Here is a 21206-nt window from a genome sequence, read left to right on the forward strand (position 1 = left end):
TAAGACGGCATTAAGACGAATCCCTGGCCGTTTTTGCGGAACTGCTTTAGACTTCAAACCAGAAGCAGGAAAGGGGAGAAACAAATGAACATTTTGGAAGCAAGCGGCTTGAATAAAGTCTATCCCGGCAAAGTGTCGACCCAGGCGCTGACGGATATCCATCTCACGATCGCAGAGGGCGAATTTGTCGGCATCATGGGCCCTTCGGGCAGCGGCAAAACGACACTGCTCAATATGGTCTCGACGATCGACACTCCAAGTTCCGGCACGGTAAAAATCGGAGGCAAAGATCCGTACACGATGCGCAAAAACGATTTGGCCAAATTCCGGCGCCGCGAACTCGGATTCGTGTTCCAGGACTTTAATCTGCTCGACACGCTGACGGTAGCGGAGAATATTGTGCTGCCGCTGACGCTGGACGGCGTGAAATTGAAAGAAATGGACGAGCGGCTGCATCGTATCGCGGAGCGGCTCGGCATCTCGTCGATCCTCAAGAGCCGCACCTATGAAATCTCGGGCGGTCAGCGCCAGCGGACGGCGATCGCCCGCGCCGTAATCACCCACCCGTCGATTCTGCTGGCGGACGAGCCGACCGGTGCGCTCGATTCGAATTCGTCCCGGATCGTGATGGAATCGCTGGAGAGTCTGAACGAGCACGAGCGGACGACGGTCATGCTGGTCACGCACGATCCGCAGGCGGCCAGCTACTGTCACCGCATCGTGTTTATCAAAGACGGACGGTTGGCCGCCGAGATCCACCGCGGGGAAAGCCGCCAAGCCTTTTTCCAGAAAATTATCGATACCCTTTCATTCTGGGGAGGGAACGCACATGAACTTTCCTCGATTCGCGTTTAACAACGTCCGGCGGAACGCGCGCGCCTATTTCGCTTATTTCCTGAGCAGCGCGTTTATGGTCATGATCTTCTTCTCGTTCGCGGTGTTCATTTTCCATCCCGCCATCGAAGGCAGCGAGATGAAACGAATGACCAAAGCCGGCATGCAGGCCGCGGAATACGTGATTTTCGCGTTTGCTTTTTTCTTCGTCCTGTATTCGATCAGCGTCTTTCTGAAATCGAGAAACAAGGAGTTCGGCCTGCTGCTGATGCTCGGCGCCAAGCCGGGGCAGCTTAACCGTCTGGTCTTTCTGGAAAATATCATCATCGGAGCGGGATCGATCGTGAGCGGAATCGGCGGCGGCCTGCTGCTGTCGAAGCTGTTCCTGCTGCTCGCCGCCCGAATGACCGATACCGAAGAACTGCCGTTCTATTGGCCGGTCAAGGCCGCGCTGCTGACGACGGGAGCTTTCGCCCTGCTGTTCCTGAGCATCTCCGTGCTGACGCTGCTGTTCGTGCGCAAGCATAATGTGCTGGAACTGCTCCGGGGCAGCGCCAAGCCGAAAAAAGAACCGAAGGCTTCTATTCTGCTGGCCTTGCTCGGCATAGCGCTGCTTGGAGTCGGCTATATGGCCCTTCAGCGCGACGAAATCGAACCGTCTTCGATCTTTGTCGCGGCCGGAGCCGGAATTGCCGGCACCTACTTCTTCTATTCGCAGCTGTCGGTCCTGTTCATGCGGCTGCTCAAGCGCAACCGGGCGTTCGTCTGGCGGCGGACAAATCTGCTGTGGATCTCGGAGCTGGCCTACAAGATCAAGGACAATGCCCGCATCTTGTTCCTGATCACCGTCGTCACCTCGATTGCTTCGATGAGCACGGGATTCGTCCTGTCGATCAATCGGGAAACGCAGAGGCTGTACGCGGATAACCCGGTTTCTTTTGAATTGAACGTCAGCGAAGAAGACGATCTGGCAGCCGACAAAAAGGCGGTGGACACTTTCATCTCCGAGCGGGGAGTAAACGAGTACAGCGCGGAAGAGGTCCGGCAGATGTATGTGTATATCGAGGGCCGCAGATCCACGGAAGCGATGGGCAAGCTCATCCCGGCTTCGGACTATGCCAAAGTCTCTTTCATCTGGGGCACCCCTTCGTTCGAAGCGGCGGCACCCGGAAATATGCTGCTGCTTGCTCCCGACTCCCAATCCTGGAAAAACCGTCCTGCGCCGGGAGACGCGATCTCCCTCGTCGGAAGCGAAGCCTTGTTTGAAGTTACGGAAGCCGGAGGCGGCAAAACGTTCACCGCCGCGGTCGGCAGTCCGGTTCTCGTCGTCACGGACGAGTCGTTCGACGCCGTTCGGGAAGCTTTGGGCGAAGAAGCGAGCGTAAGCACCCATATCTATTACAGCGTGCCGGCATGGGGGCAGTCGGATACGCTCGACTCCGGCAGCCAAGAAGCGTTGATCGGCTCCAAAATGCAGCGTTGGTGGAGAGGAGAGAACCAGGGCAGCAGCAGCGACCGTCCGATCTCGGGCTATATGAACGTTCGCAGCGCTTCTTACCTGGATTTCAAACAGCAGGTATCCATCTTCGGATTTATCGGCGTGTTTGTCGCTCTCATGTTCTCTCTGTCGTCCGCAAGCTTCCTGTATTTCAAACTGCATTCCGAATTGACGCGCGACAGCCAAATGTACCATTCGCTGTCCAAGACGGGACTCAGTATCGGCGAGATGAAGAAGTCCGCCACCTTGCAGATCGCGCTGCTGTTCTTCATTCCGATTGCCGTATCCGCGATTCAGACGTTCGTCGTGCTGAACCCGATTCTGAAGCTTATGAGTATCCAGAACGTGACGGTTCCGGTATTGATGACCACTGCGGCTTTCCTCGCGGCGCAGACGTTCTACTTCTTCGTCGTGCGGGGCCGCTACTTGAGCCGCCTCAAAAAAGTCATGGTCTAAACGATCGATTGTCCGATGTCTGACCGTGTTCGCCATACTTGCGGGCTGTTTCCGAGCCGTCTGCGGGTACATCATAGAGAGAAAGAAAACGCGCCTTCGGAAAGATTCTTTTCCGCGGGCGCTTTGTGAATGGAGGAATACGCGATGAAAAAGACAGCGGCGAATACGGAGGACACGCTAAAAGGGAGAAACGGTCAAAACGGCCAAAACAAACAGCCGAACGCGATCCGCAGCCGAGACTCCGGCGGTGCGGGGAGCCGGGAACACCGGCTGTCTCCGGCTGCCGACCTGGCACCGGATCTGCAAGGCTGGACGCTCGTTTCGGTATCGCTTGGCCATGACGAACGCGCTTACGTACTGCTGATCGACGAAGAACCGCAGCGCCAACAAGGTTTTGTAGCGGCCGGTTTGAAGCGGACGGTCCGCTACAAGGCGCTGACCGTCGAACTTTGCGGCACAGAGTCCAAGCAGGCGGAAGACGGGCGGATCGGAAGACGGGTCCGGGAAACGATCATCGAAGGCGAAAGTTTCAACTATCACTATCTTCAGCCGCTCGGTGAGGATCTGCTGCTGGTCGGAGCGCGCTGCACCTATTACGGCCGGGATCGATACGATCTGAATGCCGCGGTGTTCACCCGGGAAGGGCGGCCGCTGCGCCGCTTTCTTCTCGGCGACGGGATCCGGAACGTCCAGACGACGGCGGGCGGGCTGATCTGGACCGGTTTTTTTGACGAAGGGGTGTTCGGCAATTACGGTTGGAGCCGTCCCGTCGGAGAGAGCGGACTGATCGCCTGGGACAGCGCCGGTATCCGGGTATTCACGAACAGCGAAGCGGATATCGCCGACTGCTACGCCCTGAACGTCGTATCGGACGAAGAAGTCTGGTTCTATTATTACACCGGCTTCAAGCTGTGCCGGTTATCGGGTCCTGCGGCGCAGCCGAAAGTTTCTTTTCTCGATCCGCAGCTTGCCGGTTCCTCCGTATTCGCCGTACACGGCGGCCGGTTTCTGCTGGATGACGGCTACGGCAGGCACGGGGAGTATACGCTGATGCAGCAGAGTGCAGAGTCGCTTATTCATATGGAAACCCTAATCTTCACCGACCCCGACGGCCGCCGCCTGAAATCGCCGAGAAGCGATGCCCGGAGCGCCAAGCTGCTGCTGATGGAGGACATGAAGCTGTATCTTTTCTCGCTGGAGGAAGCCGAATAGAAAGTTGTTCAAGGCCGGGACCGGTGCGGGCATGCATCCAAACGGCGCGCAATCTTGACGCTTCTCCCGAGTTTGTGCAAAAAGTTTCCCCGGATGTGCATTGTCTCCCGAATCGGCGAAAGCTAGAATGGGAAACAGACAATGAGAATGAAAATCAATTAGGGGGAAACAGGATGAGAGAGATAAGATTCGCAACCATGAAAACAGGCGTTTTGGCCTTGATGATGGCCTGCAGTGCAGCTTTGGCAGGCTGCGGCGCAGGCGGAGAACCGGAAGCGGCGGCCGACAGCCAGATTTCTTCGCAGCCGATGACAAGCGATTCGAGTACCCCGGCTACCGGCAAAACCGAAGAAACGAAGAACGCGGAAGCCGCAGCTGCGGAGACCCGTACCGTACAGGGCGAGTTCGGCGAAGTGGTTCTTCCCGCACATCCGCAGCGCGTAGCGGGCATCTATCTGGAAGACTATCTGTCCGCGCTCGGCGTAACGCCGGTTGTACAGTGGTATCATCCGAACTGGGGGATTCAGGATTATCTGAAGCTTGATGTGCCGCAGTTCGATACCAGCGGAAGCCCGGAAGCCCTTCTTGCACAGAAGCCGGATCTGATCATAGTCGACGGAGGTGCCGATCTGGCGGCTTACGAGACGTATTCGAAAATCGCTCCTACTTACCGTCTGCCGGAAAGCATTCTGCAGGACTCGAAACAGATCCTGCTTGCCGTAGCCGACGCGCTTGGTATTCCCGAAAAAGGCAAAGAAGTGTTGGCGAAGTACGAGCAGACCGTGGAGAAGGACAAAGCGAAGCTTCAACAAACGGTCGGCAGCGAGACGGTCGCGGTGGTGCGCTTAAACGGAGGAGAAAAGACGCTTGCGCTGTTTGGGGTCAAGAACCGCTTCGTCGGCTCCCTTTACAGCGAGCTGGGTCTTACCCCTCATCCGTTGGTAGGGAATATGGAAGATTATCAGCAGATTATCTCGGAAGAAGGTCTGGCCGATCTGGACGCGGACCATATCTTCGTCTTCCCGGCCAACGGAGACTGGGATTCGGCGGAGAACACAGAAGCGCGCAAAATCCTGGACCGTCCGATCTGGAAATCGCTCAAAGCCGTACAAAACGACCAGGTCTATGTGGTTGAGCGCTCTTATTGGCAGTCGGGAGCCATCCAGGCCAACTTGTTGAAGTTCGATGACGTGATGGAGCATCTGGCTCCGTAATCGCCGGAGGCCCTGCAGTACCGGTTCCTTGGCTATTCTTCTCTAAAGCGCCGAAATGTCCTCACGGGATTTTCGGCGCTTTGTGCTGTGCCTGTTCCGCTGCCGATTCCGGTGTCCAAACGTTCCGTACGTGTTCGGATTGCCTGCGGAGGAGGAATCGCGTATACTAAGCGCCAGACTACAATGAGAAAGATTATCAATAGAAGGTGGGCTGGAGCGTGGAGCGAATCGCCTTGACCTACATCCTGACGGATATCGGGTACGAAGAGATTGGACAGGAAGAGCCGGGGATTGACCGCTGCGAAGAAACAGGCGGCAGACGTGGGGCAGAAGAGACCGCCCTGCATCAGCAGGGCGAACCGGGCAAAGCCGGAGCCGAGCTGTGGGTCGTTACCGGAGGCCGCGGATCGGTAGGCTGCGGAGGCCGTGTCTATGAACTGGGCCGGGGCCGAATCCTGCTCGGGCCGCTGGAAGGGATTCGCGCCGAAGCGGCCGGATCGATCGGACAAACGCAGATCGGGGAACAACTGGGGCAGCCGATGCAGCTTCTCCGCCGCGATCGGCCGGACGCCGGAATAAGCGTGCCGGGGCCGAAGCCGGAGAAGGCGGCGGACAGCGGTCCGCTGACGCTGTACCGGCTGGCTTTTCGCGCGGCGGACAGCACGGGAGCGCCGCTGCCGCCGGGCGAAGCGCTGCCTTTCGTGGGCGCGGCGGACTGCGCGCCGTTCTCGTTCTGCGCGGAGAGGGCGCAGAAGCTGTATGAGCGCCGCGCGGAACCGGGCGCGGCTGCGGCGCTGGAACGCCAGATTGCGTTCCAGGAGCTGCTGCTCGCCGCCGTGCGGCAGCGCGAGGAAGCTCCGAGCGGGGCCGGCGCCAATGCGGCTCCGGATAGGCGCGAAGCGGTGCGGCGTTCGGTCGCGCGGATCGAACGCGATTACCGGGAGCCGTTTACGGTCGAATCGCTGGCCGCTTCGGCCGGGATCGGACGCTGGACGTATACGAATCTGTTCAAGGAAGCGACCGGCACCCTGCCGCTCGATTATTTGAACAGAATTCGGATCGCGCAGGCCAAGCGGCTGCTGCTGGCTACGGAAGACCGGCTGGGCGAGATCGCCCAGCGTGTCGGCTTCAGCAGCGAGTATTATTTCAGCCGCCGCTTCAAACGAGAAGCCGGGCTGTCGCCCGGTCAATACCGGCGGCTGCACCGCCGGGAAGTCCGCGTCTTCGCGCCGTATCTCGAAGACGCCCTGCTCGCGCTCGGCATCGTGCCGATCGCCCAGTACAGCCACCGCGCCTGGGGCGTGCAGGAATACCTGCCGCTTGAAGGAGTGCCCGCGTTCGATATCGCGGACGGAACACGCGAAGATCTGCTGCGCCTGAAGCCCGAACTGCTGCTGTTCGACGACGGCTTCGAACGCTGGAGCCTGGATCGGCTGTCCGGCGTCGCGCCGAAGCTGATCCTGCAGCAGCCGGGAGAAGCCTGGGCGGCCAAGCTGCGCGGAACGGCCGCCTTGTTCGGCCGCGAAGCGGAGGCGCAGCGGATTCTTCGCCGCTACGGCGAAGAAACGCGCGAAGCGGGCGCACGCCTGGCCGCAGCCGCCGGCGGAGCGGCATCGCGCGGTTCCGTCGCGTGCCTGCGCGTGTCGGCGCGGCATATCCGGCTGTATGCGGAGCGAAGCGGCTACACCGGACCGCTGCTGTACGGCGACCTCGGCCTGCGGCCGCCGGAGATCCTGCGGCACCTGCCCGAAGCCGAGCGGAGCCTGCCGCTGCGTCCCGAAGAACTGGCGCGGCTGGATGCCGATCATTGGTTTGTCGTCTTCGACAAATCGGAGAACCGCTACCCGGGCGAAGAACGCAGGCTGCTGGAACATCCATGTTGGCTCGGTCTGCCTTCCGTTCAGGCGGGACGCGTCTACGAAGCGGATTTCTTCGCCTGGATGAACTACGGCGTACTCGCGCACGGACGCAAGATTCGCGATGTGCTGAATGCGCTGGTGTAGCCCGAAAAAGCCCGAAAATCCACAGGAGATCCTGTCGATTTTCGGGCTTTTTCGCTTGCGTTCCCAAGGTTTGCAGCGCCGAATAAGAGAGTAACGCCCTATTTCGAAGAGGCGTTCGGGCCGCGGCGCGGTTCGGCACCGTCCGCGAACTTCACCGACACTTCGATATCGCGGTCGTAATTGCCGAAACCGCGGCCGAACAGGCTGACGCCGCCGGGGTGCTCGGCGTCCGAACGGCTCTCGATCCGCAGCGCGATTTCGCGGCCCGCGGAAGAGGAAGCCTGCGAAGCGCCTGCCGCCTTGACCGCGGTTTTGCTGCCGCCCGCAGGATGCTGATCGGCCGCTTTGCTATCCGCGGCCAGACCGTTCATGGCCGAAATATTCAGATCGGCCGCGGTCACGTCCGACAGCTTCATGCCGTCCATAAACGTGCCGTCTTCGCGTACGGACAAAGTCTTCAGCAGCCCGTATTGGCTGCTGTGCTCGCTCCACCATTCGGGCGTATGCAGCCCGCGCCTGCCGCCGAAATTGCCGGGGCACGTCCAGGTGCCCACGTGCACGCCGCCGATCCGAAACGAGATATCGGACGGCCAGTTCGGGTTGTAACCGGGCGCTTCGGAGCCCAGCTCAAGCGTCACCGAGACTTCGCGCACGGTCTGCGCGCCGACCAGATAGTTCGGAATCCGGTACTCGACGTAACCGGAACCGAACCACAGATGCCGCGCCCCGACGTGATCGGGATCGGCGAAGTACCGCGGGTCGTCCATCATGCCGATCAGCCGCCGGTCCGAAGCGAGGCCGCAGGTCGGACGGACTTCGTGTTCGGCGTATTGGCCGACGGGGATCGAGACCGCGTAGGCGCTGCGGTCTTGTTCCGAGGGGGACGATCGGAAATTCAGCGTCAGGCTGTCCACGGCGAGCCGGCACATTTTGCGGCGGCCGCGCGTGCCGGTGACGCTCTCGGAGGCCAGCAGCCCGGCGGTTTCCATCTTCTGAATATGTTTGGTGACGATGGCGGACGACACGTTCAGTTCTTCCGCCAGCTCGCCGATGCTCATGGGACGTTCGCCGAGCAGCTCGAAGATGCGCACGCGCGTCTCGGAAGCGAAACATTCAAGCAGCGGCAGGTTTTCCAGGGTTACGGATCTTTGCATAAGGTTCTCCTTCGGATGATTTTCTGCAGCCTGATTATATAACTTATAAGTTAATTAATCAACTTATATTGACTTGATTAATCGGATACGGCATACTGTCTTCGAGAGATGTAAGCGTTATTTTTATAACTCGGAAGTTAACACAAAGGAGCGATAAAAATGGGCACCAATCCGAACAAGACAAAAGAAATTAGCCGTCCGGAATATCCGCGGCCGCAGTTTCAACGGGATCAGTGGGTCAACCTCAATGGCGAATGGGAATTTGCGTTTGACGACGATAACCGGGGCGGCGAAGCGGGATGGTCGGGAGGCAAACGGGCTTTGGAGGGGAAGATCCAGGTGCCGTTCGCGTACCAGAGCCGGCTTAGCGGAATCGGGGAGACGGATTTTCATGACAATGTCTGGTACCGCCGCCTGTTCGAAGTACCGGAATCGTTCGCGGACGGACAGGTGCTGCTGCACTTCGGAGCGGTCGATTACGCGGCCCGGGTCTGGGTGAACGGCGTGTTCGTTGCTTCGCACGAAGGCGGACACACGCCGTTCAAAGCGGATATTACCCATGCGCTGAACGGGGACGGAACGCCGAATACGCTGGTTGTGCAGGCACTTGACGAAAGCCGAAATCTGGAACTTCCGCGCGGCAAACAGTTTTGGAAAAAAGATTCGGCCAGCATTTTCTATACGCGCACGACCGGAATCTGGCAGACGGTATGGATCGAGGCGGTGCCCAAGATCTATCTGGACAAAGTCAAACTTACCCCGGACATCGACCGCAAATGCGTAGAGATCGTGCCGCATATCGCGAACTTCGCGCCGGGCCGGGATCTGCGGCTGCGCGTCTCGATTGATTTTCAGGGCGTGCGCGTGACCGAGCAGACCTACGACGTCACCGGACGCACGATGACCCATACGATCGGACTGCATAACTTCAACGCGCAGGAACGCGAAACGCTGTGGGCGCCGGAGCATCCGAACCTATACGATATTTCGTATACGCTGCTGGACGGCGACAGCGAAACGGATCGGGTGGACAGCTATTTCGGCATGCGCAAAATATCGGTCGAAGGCGGCCGGCTGTGCCTCAACAACAGTCCGTACAAAATGAAGCTGGTGCTGGATCAAGGTTATTTCCCGGACGGGATTCTGACGCCTCCGAGCGAAGCGGCGATCCGGCGGGACATCGAATTGACGAAAGAAATGGGCTTCAACGGCGCGCGCAAGCACCAGAAACTCGAAGATCCGCGTTATCTGCACGGGTGCGACAAGCTCGGCCTGCTGGTCTGGAGCGAAGCGGCCAACGCGTACAGCTATTCGGACGAGTACGTGGAACGCTTCAACCGGGAGTGGATCGAATCGGTCGACCGCGATTACAATCATCCGTCGATCGTTGTCTGGGTACCGCTGAACGAGAGCTGGGGCGTGCCGGATCTGGCGCGAAATCCGGTCCAGCAGCATCATTCGCTCTCGCTCGTCTACCTTACCAAGTCGCTCGATCCGATGCGTCCGGTCATTTCGAACGACGGCTGGGAGCACACGGTCAGCGACCTGGTCACCATTCACGATTACGAGTGGCGGCGCGAAGTGCTCGAAGAACGGTACACGGCAGCGGAAAAAGCGCTCAGCCTGGTTCCCGGCGGCCATGCGGTGATGGCGCAAGGCTATTCGTACAAGGGAGAGCCGCTGCTGGTGACGGAGTTCGGCGGAATCGGCTACCAAAAAAGCGAATGGGAAGGCTGGGGCTACTCCGGCGCAAGCAGCGACGAAGATTTCGAGGAACGTCTGCGGAATGTAATCGGGCCGCTGCTGGCATCCGAGTTGGTGCAGGGCTACTGCTATACCCAACTGACCGACGTCGAGCAGGAGATCAACGGCCTGCTGACGTACGACCGGGTGCCGAAGATTCCGCTGGAGAAGATTCGGGCGATCAACGAAGGACGTTAAACGTGCCGCGCTCGGACTGTTTGGATTTGCTGCTGGATGCCGCAAGCATTCAAGAATACGAATAACAGGTTGGACAGAAAAAGAAAGCCGGTTTTGCCCGCAATAAACAGCCTTCTCCGGCAGACGGAGGGCTGTTTTTGCGGGCAATTTTTTTCTGAAAAAAGAATAATGTCCAACGATCCGGCGTCCAATCGGGAAAACACTGCGAATTCGAGCTTTTTTCGCGGCCGTCGTGTTACCCTTTAAAGGAACAAGTTGTGCAAGAAACGGCGGATCATTCGCTCCGTACAAGGGTACAAAATGAGAAGAGAGCGATTCGGTTCCGCGCGGATCGGCTCGATCAGAGATAAATCGATATTTCGACGAAAAGGATGAGGCCGATGTCGCAACGCAAAAAAACAAACGAATCCGGCCGTAAGGGACCGGCCGAGCGCAAGCCGCCCGATCCGCGCGGGATTCCCGTAGAAAACGAAGTGGCTGCGCCGCAGCCCGATGCCCGCTTCTCGAAAGGTCTGGATATCGCCGAAATCCTGGAAGCTTCGGTCGCGGCGTTTGTCACGGACGAAGGTTGGGTTCGCAAGACCGCCCCGACCGGAACGTCCGCGAATGCAAGCAAAAATGCGGGAGCCGTTTCTTCCGGATATCCGGCGAAAAAGTCTTCCGGCGGCGCAAAGCCGGCGGCTTCGTGCGCACGGGTTCCCGAGGCCTTTTCCGCCTCCGCTTCTGCCGCAAGCCGGACGGCGCTGCAGCCGCCGTCCCCGGAAAGCGAAGAGGTTCCGGAAGCCCCGCCTCATCCCGATCGCGACAAACTCCGCTCGAATGCGGCCCATGATCGCGAAGAAATCACGGACGAAGACTTGGTCGAACTGACGATCGAACAGTTCAAAGAGAAGCTGCAGAGCGGCCGCTGGACCTGTCTGCAGCTGACGGAAGCTTATTTGGCGCGTATCGAGCGGCTGGACGGGAAGCTGAATGCGGTCTTGGAAGCGAATCCGGATGCCGCTGCGCTGGCCAAGCAGCTCGACGATAACTTCGACGAGTTGGGTTCGCTGCCGCTGTACGGTGTCCCGATTCTGCTCAAAGACAATATCGATACGGCGGACCGGATGACCACTTCCGCGGGTTCGCTGGCGCTTGAAGGGCGCCGGGCCAAACGGGATGCTTTTGCAGTCGCCAAACTGCGCGATGCGGGCGCGATTCTGCTCGGCAAAGTCAATATGACGGAATGGGCGAATTACATGTCGGAAGATATGCCGTCCGGCTACAGTTCGCGCGGCGGTCAGACAAACAATCCGTACGGCGACCATCCCGTCGGCGGTTCCAGTACCGGCAGTGCCGCCGCCGTCTCGGCCAACTTTGCGCTCGGAACGATCGGGTCGGAGACTTCGGGTTCTATCGTAAGCCCGGCCGCGGCGCATTCGGTTGTCGGCATCAAGCCGACCGTCGGTCTGATCAGCCGCAGCGGGGTGATTCCGCTATCTTTGACGCAGGATACGCTCGGTCCGATTGCCCGTACGGTACTCGATGCCGCATTGATTCTCGAAGCGATGGCTTTCGGCGACGAAGCCGACGCCTGCACGCTGCTGCCGCAGCGTCCGATGTCTTTTCTGCCGGGACGAATGGAACTGCCCGGCCGCTTGAAGGTCGGAGTCGTCTCGGCCTTCGCCGATTCGCTGGGCGCGGAGACTTCCGCCGTTTTCGAGCGGGCGCTCGGCGGATTGGAAGCCGCCGGAATCGAAGTGAAACGGGGCCTTGAACTGCCGGCCTATGAGGACGAATGGGACGGTACCGTGCTGCGGCGCGAATTCAAGGCGGCGATCGACGCTTTCCTGGCGGATCAACCCGAAGGACCCGGCGATCTGGCCGCATTGATCGAAGCCAACCGGGCGAATCCGCAGGAGCATCTGCGCTACGGACAGAATTTGCTGGAAGAATCGGAGGAAGCGGGCGGCAGTCTGGAAGACGACGAGTATGTATCGAGCAAGGAACGGGGGGTCCGGCGCGCCGGCGAAGAAGGCATCGATCTTGCGCTTGAGCGGTACGGCGTGCACGCGCTCGTCTTCACGGACTATGCGGGGTCGGACCTGGCGGCCCGCGCGGGTTATCCGCTGGTCTCCGTACCGGCGGGATATACGGAGTCCGGTCGTCCGGTCGGTCTGCTGCTGTCGGGTACGGCGCTGTCCGATCCGCTGCTGATCGAGATCGCTTACCGTTTCGAACGGGCAACCCGCAAGCGTCAAGTTCCCAAAGCTTTTCGTTAGGAACCGGCCGGCTGCCGCGTTCTTTGTATAAGCGGCGGAAATGTCCGGGCCCCAAGCCCCGCAGATCCGCGGCCGAGGCAAGTGCACGGGCCGCCGATCGAACGGTTATACAGGTTTCAAGCAGGAAAACGCAAGGCGGCGGCGAAGGTAGCTGTACGAGCGGGCAGAAGAACGGAACGCCCGAAAGCCGGACTTTTTTAGAGGGAGGAGATAGAGATGGAGACCGAAAAAGAAACGTTCGTGGATGAAGCGGCGGCGGAAGTCCTGATCCGAACGCCGCGTCTGGTGATCCGCAGATTCGGTCAGGGAGAGTGGCCGCAGCTGCTGAAGTATCTGCAGGACGACGGCGTCGCGGATTATTTCCCGGAAGGCGCCTACACCGAGCAGCGGCTGCGCGACATGACCGCCGATCCCTATCTGTACGCGCTGGTTCTGCACGATGACGAAGAAGTGATCGGCCATGCCTTTTCCCGTCCAGGCCTTCAGCCTCTGACGGGAATGATCGGGCTCGGCATCCGTTCGGATTATCGCCGATGCGGTCTGGGCAGCGAGACGGCCCGCGCTTTGTTCCGGCACGCTTTTGCCGAACAGGGGCTGCACCGGATTACGGTATCTTGTACGCCGGAGAACCTGGCGCTGCGCGCCATGCTGGAGAAGCTCGGACTGCGCATGGAAGCCTTTTTCCGCAAAAGCGTGCCTACGGTAGACGGCGAATGGCGGGACGAATGCGTGTACTCGCTGCTGGAAGACGAGTGGCTGATCGGAGAAAGCCTGCTTGCGCTGCGCGAGAACGGTGAACGTTTCCGCCTGGAAGATCTGCTGGCACCGGCTTTGGAACAACCGGGTACCCAGCCGCAGGACGAACGCACGGAAATCGCCGTGTACACGGTATCAGCCGGCGATCCGCCTGCAGCGGATGAAGACGAAGACCCGGATTCTCCGAGCTGGCCGGAAGCGGCCGCTTTGGTCGATGAAGAGCTTCACCATCCCGCGGCCGAAGAGGAGACTTTTCCTGTGGCCGATCCGTTTGACGAACCGGACTTTCCTCAGGTCACGGCTGCCATCGGCAGACCCGACGGCTCGATTGCCGCGCCATTCGTTCCGATCATGCCGGCTTCGGTCGTCGCTTCCGTAATCGAACCGGATACCTCGACCCCGACAGTCGAAGGGACCGTGGTCGGCGTCGAACGGTCGACGGAGACCGATCCGATGGACGGACTGATCGAACAGCGGATCGACGGCGTGCCTTTCGTGCTGCGCAGGCTGCACGATTTCAACTGGCTGGCGCCTTTTGGCCGAGTCTTTCGCGTATGGGACCGTCAGGATTCCGGCAATCTCTCGTTCGGACTCGAGATCGAAGACCAGCATGTTTTCATCAAATACGCCGGAGCATCTACCGCGGATTATGCCGGCCATCCGGCCGATGCGGTGAAGAGGCTGAGAGAAGCGGCGGATCTGTATGAAACGCTGCGCCATCCCGCACTGACCCAGGTGCTCGACCATTTTGAAACGCAAGGCGGGTATGCGGTGCTGTTCGAATGGGCGGAAGGCCAACTGCTGCGTCCCGGCGCGGACGAGGACGGCGATACCGTTATTTCCCGCTTCCGCAGACTGCCGATCGCCGAGCGGATGGAGGCGATGGAGACGGTATTCGAATTTCATGCCCATGTCGAAGCGCTCGGCTATGTCGCCATCGATTTCTACGACGGCAGTCTGATCTACGACTTCTCGACCGGCCGGCTGACGATCTGCGATATCGATCTCTACCGGCCTGCTCCGTATGTGAACGAAATGGGCCGGATGTGGGGTTCTTCCCGCTTCATGTCTCCGGAAGAGTATGAACTTGGCGCCGTTATCGATTCCCGAACGAATGTGTACGCGATGGGAGCCATGGCGTTCTGCCTGCTCGGCGGAGAACGGGACCGTTCGCCCGAGCTGTGGGACGCCGGGGAAGCGCGCTATCGCCTGGCACTCCGCGCCGTCTCGCCGGACCGCGAAGACCGCTTTTCCTCTGTCCGCGAGATGCTAGAGGCCTGGAGAACCGCCGGCCCGCTCCGATGACGAACGAAGCGCGGCCGCTCATTCGGCCGTGCCTGCTGCGTCCTATCGCCTATCGCAAAAGATCCGGTTTCTCCGGGTTTTCGAATCCGACCCCAAGCGCAGACGGCGCAGAGACAGATTCGAAAGCCGATCGGAGAAACCGGATCTTTTTGGTGCATAACCACAAAACGATCAGACCCGATACGAAAACAACAGAAGAATAACAGTGGAAGAATACGCTTATTCGATGTGCCCGGCCGCATGCCCGGAAACGATCATCTCGTCCGCCACCTGGCCGATTGTCGTCGTGCGCAGATGCTCGTCCATTTTGCGTTCGGATTCCCGCATGACCGCATCGACGAGGCAGCCCGGACCGTTGGAGTCGCAGCCTTTGAACAGCGGCGTTGTGCCTTCGATCGCCTGAATGATGTCGAGAAACGAAATTTCGTGTTTGCTGCGGCGCAGACAGTACCCGCCCTGGGCGCCGGAATAGGAATCGATCAATCCGGCTTTGGCCAGCTTGGTCAGGATTTTCGACAGGTAGGTCGGAGAGACATTTTGTTTGGCCGCCAGCTCCTGTACGCCGACCTTGAGTCCGGGCGTTCGCGCCGCAAGATCGAGCATGGTGTGCAGCGCGTAGTTGGTACCTTTGGAATAATTCATCGTTTATCATCCTCAATCCTGAATTGGAATACCGATTGCAAGGGGTTGACCCGGCGGAACTCGAACCGGAATCGCTCTTTTTCTATTGTCGCAATCCTGGGATGCCCCGTCAATCTTCTTCGAAACGGGAAAACATTTGCCGGGGGACTAGGTGACGGCGGTGCAGAGTGATATAATCTTGGAAACTACGAAGCGGGAGGCGTTTATATGACCACTATCCAGTATCTCGACAGTCTTGAATCGATCCAGCAAGATTCGTTCGCCGAAGGCTTTTTCGACGGTTGGCCGAATCGGCCGAGTCCGGAGACGTTTGTCCGTATGCTGCAGGGATCGGCTTATGTGGTCCTTGCGCAGGATTCGGACACCGGGAAGATCATCGGGTTTGTGAATGCGCTTTCCGACGGCGTATTGAGCGCGTACATTCCGCTGCTGGAAGTCGTGCCGTCGCATCAGGGTCAGGGAATCGGGCGCGAACTTGCACGGCGTCTGCTCAAAAAGCTGGATGCCTATTACATGGTCGACTTGATGTGCGATCCGGAACTGGAAAGTTTCTACGCCCGGCAGGGCATGCGTCCGGCGAACGGCATGACGCTGCGCAATTACAAAAATCAAAAAGGCATCTCGTAAAACGATCCCGATCCTCCCTCTTCAAAGAGGCCGTATCATGAGGGGAATAAGGGATCGGCGCAGCCGGGGGCGGGCGGAGACAGGGATTCATACCGTCTTCCGCCCGTTTTCGCGTGGTTTCTTTTTGCGGAAGCATACAAGGAGGGAGGATCGATGGACGCTTATCCCATCGTATTTTTTTGTTTGGCTATTACACTCCACAATAGCGAAGAAGCAATTTGGCTGCCCCGATGGTCACAGCAAACTTCGGAATTTCAAAAGCCGGTTACTTCCAGTGAATTTCGTTTTGCCGTTATTTGCATAACTGTGCTGGCTTATTTGTCGGCTTTTAGTTTTGCCTATAGGCCGGAATCGGATGCAGCGAAATGGATGTTTACAGGGTTTTTGGGCTCCATGGTTGTGAATGCTATTTTTCCTCATCTGATTGTGACTCTTTTGACGAAAAAGTATGCACCCGGACTCTTGAGCGGCTTACTGCTCAATCTTCCAATAAATTCGCGGGTGATCTGCCGGATGTTTGCGGACCATTCCATAACATGGAAAGAATTAGTTCTGTCTACACTCGGAGTAGGGATCGGTTTATTGACCTTGATTCCTGTCTTGTTTAAAATCGGCGGACACATCGCTTCTTCCGAACCGGTAGATTAAGTAATCAGTATGGGCGAACAAAAAAAGGGAAAACCCGCTGCTGCGGGTTTTCCCTTTTTGGTGCCGCTTGTTATCGCTAGGCGCTTGCAGCCGGACCTGCTTATCCTTGTAAGGAAGCGGAGAACGCTTACTCGTGCACGTAACGTCCGCCGCGTCCCGCGGCGAGTCCGGTCAGCAGGTAGACGGCGACAATGCCGAACATGACATAGTACGGAGTCTGCCAGCCGCCTGTCGCGTCGTGCAGCGCGCCGTACAGCAGCGGGCCGCAGCCGGCGAGCAGATAGCCGACCGATTGGGCCATGCCGGACAGATCGGCCGCTTCGGAAGCGTTTGTGGTGCGCAGCGAGAAGAACATCATGATCAGGCTGAACGAGAATCCGCCCGAGAGGCTGAAGAAGACGATAGAAGCGATAATCAGCGGCAGCGACCCGTCGGCATACAGGAAGCCGAAGATGCCGACGATGTAGCAGGCTGTCGTCATGATGACGAGCGAGCGCTGATCTCTCATTTTGGCGGCGATGATCGGAGCGATGAAGTTGATCGGGATCATCAGCATCTGAAACAGCGACAGCATGTATCCGGCAACCACCGGATCAAGATGCTGGGCATGCATCATGTTCGGCAGCCAGGCGACCATGATGTAGTAAATAGACGACTGCATCCCCATATTGACCGTAACCATCCAGGCCAGCGGCGAACGCCAGATACTGCGCTTGGGCATATCGGGCGCATTGGAGAGGACGGCGCGGGTATTGCGCCGCAGCTGCGGCAGCCAAGCGATTAGGCCGGCCGCGGACAGGATCGTCCAGATCAGCAGCGCGCCGCGCCAGCCCAGGCCGGTGCTGGCGACCGGTACGCTGATCGCCGCCGCGACCGAAGCGAAGATGCCCATCATGATCGAATACAAGCCGGTCATGACGCCGATCTTAAGCGGGAATTCGCGCTTGATGATACTCGGAAGCAGGACGTTGAAGACGGCTACGGCCAGACCGATCAGGAAAGTCCCCGCCATCAGCGGAACTATACCGCCGAACGGGCGGAAAAGGCTGCCGATGACGATCAAGACAAGCGAGACGAAGATCAGCCGTTCGGTTCCGAAGCGCCGGGCCCACTGCGCAATAAAGGGGGACAGCAGCGCAAAAGCCAGCAGCGGCAGGGTCGTCAGAAAGCCCGCCATCGTATTCGACAGCGAGAGAGCGTCCCGGATCGTATCGATGATCGGGCTGAGCGAGGTAATATGGGTGCGCAGATTGGCCGCAACCAGCAGAATGCCGGCGAGCAGCAGATAATAGACGCGGTTCGACACGTCCTCGGTGCGCGGGATTTCGGTTTTTTTCATGGTGGACAAGACTCCGTTCCTGCCGCCCTGCGGGGCGGCATCAGATGAATTCACTGCGGATCGTGCGGATGCAGGGCGTCCGTCTTCCGCTCGTGCGGGGCTTTGAAGCGTGCGATATAATCGTCGACGGCCTGAGCCGCGCGCTTCGCGTCGCGTGCCCGGATCGCGGCGATCAGCTCGGGGTGGCCGACTTCGTAGCGGCTTCCGGCTATGCTGCGGTTGACCTCGATCGAGATCTGCAGTTTCTCGAACAGACTCTCGTACAGATCGGCGAGCAGACTGTTGCGCGAAGCCGCGATTACGGCGCCGTGCAGATTCCAGTCGGCTCTTTTGAACAAATCGTGGTCTTCGGCTTCGCCGCCCAGCGCTTCTTGGCATTGGGCACTGAAATGTTCCATCCGCTGCAGATCTTCTTCCGTACGATGCTCGCAGGCCAGTACGGCGGCTTCCCGGTCCAGCGCATGCTGGACTTCGAGCGCTTCTTGAACAGACGAACGGCGCATGCGTTTGTTCAGGATCGCGCTCAGTTCGCTGCTGGCCGTGACGAAGGTTCCGTCTCCCTGCCGGGTCTCCAGCAGACCGACCTGCACCAGACCCCGAATCGCTTCTCGCAGCGTATTGCGGCTGACGCCGAGGTGCTGCATCAGATCCGCTTCGCGCGGAATACGGCTGCCGATTTCCCAGGAGCCTTCCTTGATCAGCGTTTCGAGCCGGTCGTAGACCCGGCCGGAAAGCGTTTGTTTCTCCAGTTTCTCGAACATGCAAAGCTCCTTCTCCAAAGGTAGGATGATTGGATGTTTCACTCGGCTCAGTATAAAAGGTTTGGATAAGCTTGTAAAGACAAAAATGCCCTTTGGCGCACAAGGCGCAAAGGGCTGGGCGGCTGCCGCTGCGGGCTGCCTTTTTTCATTCGTCGCAATCGGATCTTTCACAGAACCCTGAATTTCGAGTTATTTCTTTTTTTGATCCATCTTCACAAGGCGCGAACCTTCCGGGAAATCGCCGACTTTCTCGCTCGCATCCTGGAACAGACCGAATTTGAGCAGGGTTAGCTGTTGTTCGGGCAGCGATACGGCTTCATAACGTTCATCGGGCAGAACGACAATTGCGGATTCCGTCAGTCTCAGATTGCCCAGGAAGTAATCGCCTGCATAACCCAGATTGGATGGACTGCCGTTCAGGGGAAAGCCTTCTGCGGCCGCTTTGTCTTTGTCGGCGGCAAACAGCAGGCCTTCCGCTTCTTCCGGACGGGTCGGCAGCTCGGCGAGCGCTTCGCGCTTGTCCGCGTTCTTGGGCGCTTTGCGCAGAATCAGCTGGCGCTGCGTCCATTCCCGGGCCGTCGTTTCGCTGACGATCAGCGTTTTTTCTTCCCATTTGACCGGATAATCCGAGCGTTTGTCCTGCCCGGCATCGACCTTTTTGACGTCGGCTTCGATCTGCTTGCTGCTGCCGACCAGCAGAATGCCGTTCGCCCGGTCATTCAGTACCGGAACGACAACGAAGAAGTAGACGACGGGAAGGGTTACGAGAACAACCAGGCCCGCCAATAGGATAAGTGCAGGTTTTTTCATCGAAAATCTCTCCTCTGTAGGGGGCGTCTGGCGCCTCCGAATACCTGTATTGTACGGGGAAGAGAGAAAGGGCCCTATCGATCTGTCTTAACGCAGCCTTACATTGTCGTTAAGGATCGCACGCGGCAAAAAGGAAGCCTCCGCAAGGAGGCTTCCTTTAAGTGGGGCGATGAGGCGTTCACGCGGCAAGCTGCGGATCGTCAACGCCTGTTGCTGTGCGCTTCGGGTCCGAGACCGGACGCTACTTCGCGCTTCGCTTGCCCATCGACTGGAGCTGCGACATCAATTTTGTACGGGAGTCTTTGTTTCTGAGCAGATAAGCGGCTCCGAGTCCCACGGCGGCGGTCATCAAAGAAGATCTTTTCATCATAAATTCCTCCTCAAAGTCTAAGTTGTGGATGTTGATGTCGTACCTTGTTCAGAAATTACCCGTTTGAGCCATGCTGAAACCTTTTTGTATTCAAAAGAAATCGGATGAGGTATAATAGTACGTCTTGACGGAGTTTCAACGAATAGATCACCCTAACGGTTCGGAGACGATACCCATGCCTATAGATGAAAAACAGAAAATTGCTGCATACGGCGTTTTTTTGAGAAAGTTCGCGGGTCTACGGACCGGTCGGACTTTTTTTGTTTCCTTGGGGCAAGAAAAGTGACGGAGGGAAGAAGAGATGGAAGAGGCGAAAAAACAATCGATCTTCGCAGCCTGGATCAGCCTGATCAGCAATGTGCTGCTTACCATTTTGAAAACGGTGGTCGGACTGCTGTTCAACAGCCAGGTTCTGATTGCGGACGGGGTGCATAACGCGGGAGATGTCATCGCCTCCGCGGCGGCACTCGGTTCCATGCGCATTTCCAGCCGTCCGCCCGACGAAGACCATCCGTATGGGCACGGCAAAGCGGAAGTGATCGGCGCAAGCGTCGTGGCAACCATTCTGCTGCTGGCGGCGCTGTACGTGGGCTACCACTCGATCGCGGCGCTGCTGGCTCCGATCCCGGAAGCGCATGTCGTGGCCCTGGTCGCGGCCGCGCTGTCGCTGATCTGGAAGCTTGTGCTCTACGTGTATACGATCAGAATCGGCCGCCTCGCGAACAGCAAAGGTCTGATTGCGACGGCGCAGGATCATCTGGCGGATGTCTACGCATCGGGCGCGGCGGTTATCGGAATCGGGCTGGGGCTGCTCGGCCAAATGCTGAATATGCCGGTGCTCGCTTATGCGGACCCGCTCGCGGGGATCGTGGTCGCGGTGCTCGTCTTGAAGCTGGCTTGGGACATGGCACGGGAATCGATCGATATTTTGATGGAAAAAGCGATCGGTTCGCATGAACTTGCCGCGCTTGAGCATATTGTCCGCGGAATCGAGGAGGTCAAGCGGATCGACCGTATCCGGGCACGCGAGCACGGGCAGTACATCATTATCGATCTGCGGGTCGGGGTCGACGCGCAGATGACGATCCAGCAGGGGCATGACGTCATCCGCAAGATCAAACAGGCGATTCTGTCCGCCCACCCCAATGTCAGCGAAGTCATGATCCACTTGAATCCCTGGTATGCAGGCGCTCCCAAAGCCAGCGAAGCCGAACCTTCCGTAAGCATCGGGGATTCGGGCGGGGTACGAGTCGAAGAATAAATACGGATAAGCCGGGCACTGCCAGACCGACGCCCAGACCGCCCGAGGCTCGAAAGTGCAGCTCAAGTGCCGAGCGGTCCGCCCTGCTTTTTCTATTCGAAAAGCCTTCCGTTG

The 21206-nt window shown here is 58.6% G+C and carries 17 protein-coding genes; 11 read left to right on the forward strand and 6 right to left on the reverse strand.

Annotation, left to right across the window (positions count from 1 at the left end; translation table 11 throughout):
* The first annotated feature begins 84 nt into the window (after nt 1-84).
* From HOP44_RS17490 to HOP44_RS17510, 5 genes are all read left to right on the forward strand, one after another.
* Nucleotides 85-855 carry an ABC transporter ATP-binding protein gene (locus HOP44_RS17490; protein ID WP_172195007.1) on the forward strand — a complete coding sequence of 257 codons (771 nt, stop codon included), beginning with the start codon at nt 85-87 and terminating at the stop codon, nt 853-855.
* Nucleotides 830-2788, forward strand: coding sequence for an ABC transporter permease (locus HOP44_RS17495; protein ID WP_172255632.1), 1959 nt, complete (start codon nt 830-832; stop codon nt 2786-2788). The genes HOP44_RS17490 and HOP44_RS17495 overlap by 26 nt, the downstream gene beginning before the upstream one ends.
* 144 nt (nt 2789-2932) lie before the next feature.
* Nucleotides 2933-4000 (forward strand): hypothetical protein, encoded by a 1068-nt coding sequence (locus HOP44_RS17500; protein WP_172255634.1) that lies wholly within the window; start codon nt 2933-2935, stop codon nt 3998-4000.
* A gap of 173 nt (nt 4001-4173) precedes the next feature.
* On the forward strand, nt 4174-5214 hold the full coding sequence (locus tag HOP44_RS17505; RefSeq protein ID WP_246369892.1) for an ABC transporter substrate-binding protein: 1041 nt from the start codon (nt 4174-4176) through the stop codon (nt 5212-5214).
* A 218-nt stretch (nt 5215-5432) separates the two neighbouring features.
* A complete protein-coding gene (locus tag HOP44_RS17510) occupies nt 5433-7217 on the forward strand; it encodes a helix-turn-helix domain-containing protein (protein WP_172255636.1) in 1785 nt (594 codons plus the stop codon).
* A 98-nt stretch (nt 7218-7315) separates the two neighbouring features.
* Here the strand turns inward: HOP44_RS17510 and HOP44_RS17515 are convergent, their stop codons facing one another.
* A complete protein-coding gene (locus HOP44_RS17515; protein ID WP_246369893.1) occupies nt 7316-8371 on the reverse strand; it encodes an ArsR/SmtB family transcription factor in 1056 nt (351 codons plus the stop codon).
* Nucleotides 8372-8530: 159 nt separating this feature from the next.
* Between HOP44_RS17515 and HOP44_RS17520 the strand changes: the two genes are divergently transcribed.
* The 3 genes from HOP44_RS17520 to HOP44_RS23295 all read left to right on the forward strand — a co-directional run bounded on the left by HOP44_RS17520 (nt 8531) and on the right by HOP44_RS23295 (nt 14634).
* Complete coding sequence (locus HOP44_RS17520) at nt 8531-10312, forward strand: glycoside hydrolase family 2 protein (RefSeq protein WP_172255638.1); 1782 nt, start codon at nt 8531-8533, stop codon at nt 10310-10312.
* Between the two features lie 380 nt (nt 10313-10692).
* Nucleotides 10693-12573: an amidase family protein gene (locus tag HOP44_RS17525; RefSeq protein WP_172255640.1), complete on the forward strand. Its 1881-nt coding sequence runs from the start codon at nt 10693-10695 to the stop codon at nt 12571-12573.
* A 216-nt stretch (nt 12574-12789) separates the two neighbouring features.
* On the forward strand, nt 12790-14634 hold the full coding sequence (locus tag HOP44_RS23295) for a GNAT family N-acetyltransferase (protein WP_172255642.1): 1845 nt from the start codon (nt 12790-12792) through the stop codon (nt 14632-14634).
* A 219-nt stretch (nt 14635-14853) separates the two neighbouring features.
* Here the strand turns inward: HOP44_RS23295 and HOP44_RS17535 are convergent, their stop codons facing one another.
* Entirely contained in the window at nt 14854-15276 is a 423-nt protein-coding gene (locus HOP44_RS17535) for an RrF2 family transcriptional regulator (RefSeq protein WP_172255644.1), read from the reverse strand.
* Between the two features lie 207 nt (nt 15277-15483).
* Here HOP44_RS17535 and HOP44_RS17540 point away from each other — a divergent pair, with 207 nt between their 5' ends.
* Together HOP44_RS17540 and HOP44_RS17545 are read left to right on the forward strand one after the other, a co-directional pair.
* On the forward strand, nt 15484-15903 hold the full coding sequence (locus tag HOP44_RS17540) for a GNAT family N-acetyltransferase (protein WP_172255646.1): 420 nt from the start codon (nt 15484-15486) through the stop codon (nt 15901-15903).
* A 153-nt stretch (nt 15904-16056) separates the two neighbouring features.
* Nucleotides 16057-16551 carry an HXXEE domain-containing protein gene (locus HOP44_RS17545; RefSeq protein ID WP_172255648.1) on the forward strand — a complete coding sequence of 165 codons (495 nt, stop codon included), beginning with the start codon at nt 16057-16059 and terminating at the stop codon, nt 16549-16551.
* 127 nt (nt 16552-16678) lie between these two features.
* On the opposite strand, the gene HOP44_RS17550 is transcribed toward HOP44_RS17545, so the two are convergent.
* From HOP44_RS17550 to HOP44_RS23030, 4 genes are all read right to left on the reverse strand, one after another.
* Nucleotides 16679-17890: a CynX/NimT family MFS transporter gene (locus HOP44_RS17550; RefSeq protein ID WP_172255650.1), complete on the reverse strand. Its 1212-nt coding sequence runs from the start codon at nt 17888-17890 to the stop codon at nt 16679-16681.
* A 50-nt stretch (nt 17891-17940) separates the two neighbouring features.
* Nucleotides 17941-18651 carry a FadR/GntR family transcriptional regulator gene (locus HOP44_RS17555; protein WP_172255652.1) on the reverse strand — a complete coding sequence of 237 codons (711 nt, stop codon included), beginning with the start codon at nt 18649-18651 and terminating at the stop codon, nt 17941-17943.
* Nucleotides 18652-18840: 189 nt separating this feature from the next.
* The gene (locus HOP44_RS17560; RefSeq protein ID WP_172255654.1) at nt 18841-19461 is read right to left on the reverse strand and encodes a lipoprotein BA_5634 family protein; all 621 of its coding nucleotides are present in this window, start codon (nt 19459-19461) and stop codon (nt 18841-18843) included.
* Nucleotides 19462-19702: 241 nt separating this feature from the next.
* Nucleotides 19703-19828, reverse strand: a complete 126-nt coding sequence (locus HOP44_RS23030) for a hypothetical protein (RefSeq protein WP_281358077.1) — start codon at nt 19826-19828, stop codon at nt 19703-19705.
* Nucleotides 19829-20132: 304 nt separating this feature from the next.
* On the opposite strand from HOP44_RS23030, the gene HOP44_RS17565 reads away from it, so the two are divergent.
* A complete protein-coding gene (locus HOP44_RS17565; protein WP_172255656.1) occupies nt 20133-21092 on the forward strand; it encodes a cation diffusion facilitator family transporter in 960 nt (319 codons plus the stop codon).
* The last annotated feature ends 114 nt before the right edge of the window (nt 21093-21206 follow it).

It is taken from the genome of Saccharibacillus deserti, from assembly GCF_013618475.1.
Classification (GTDB): domain Bacteria; phylum Bacillota; class Bacilli; order Paenibacillales; family Paenibacillaceae; genus Saccharibacillus; species Saccharibacillus deserti.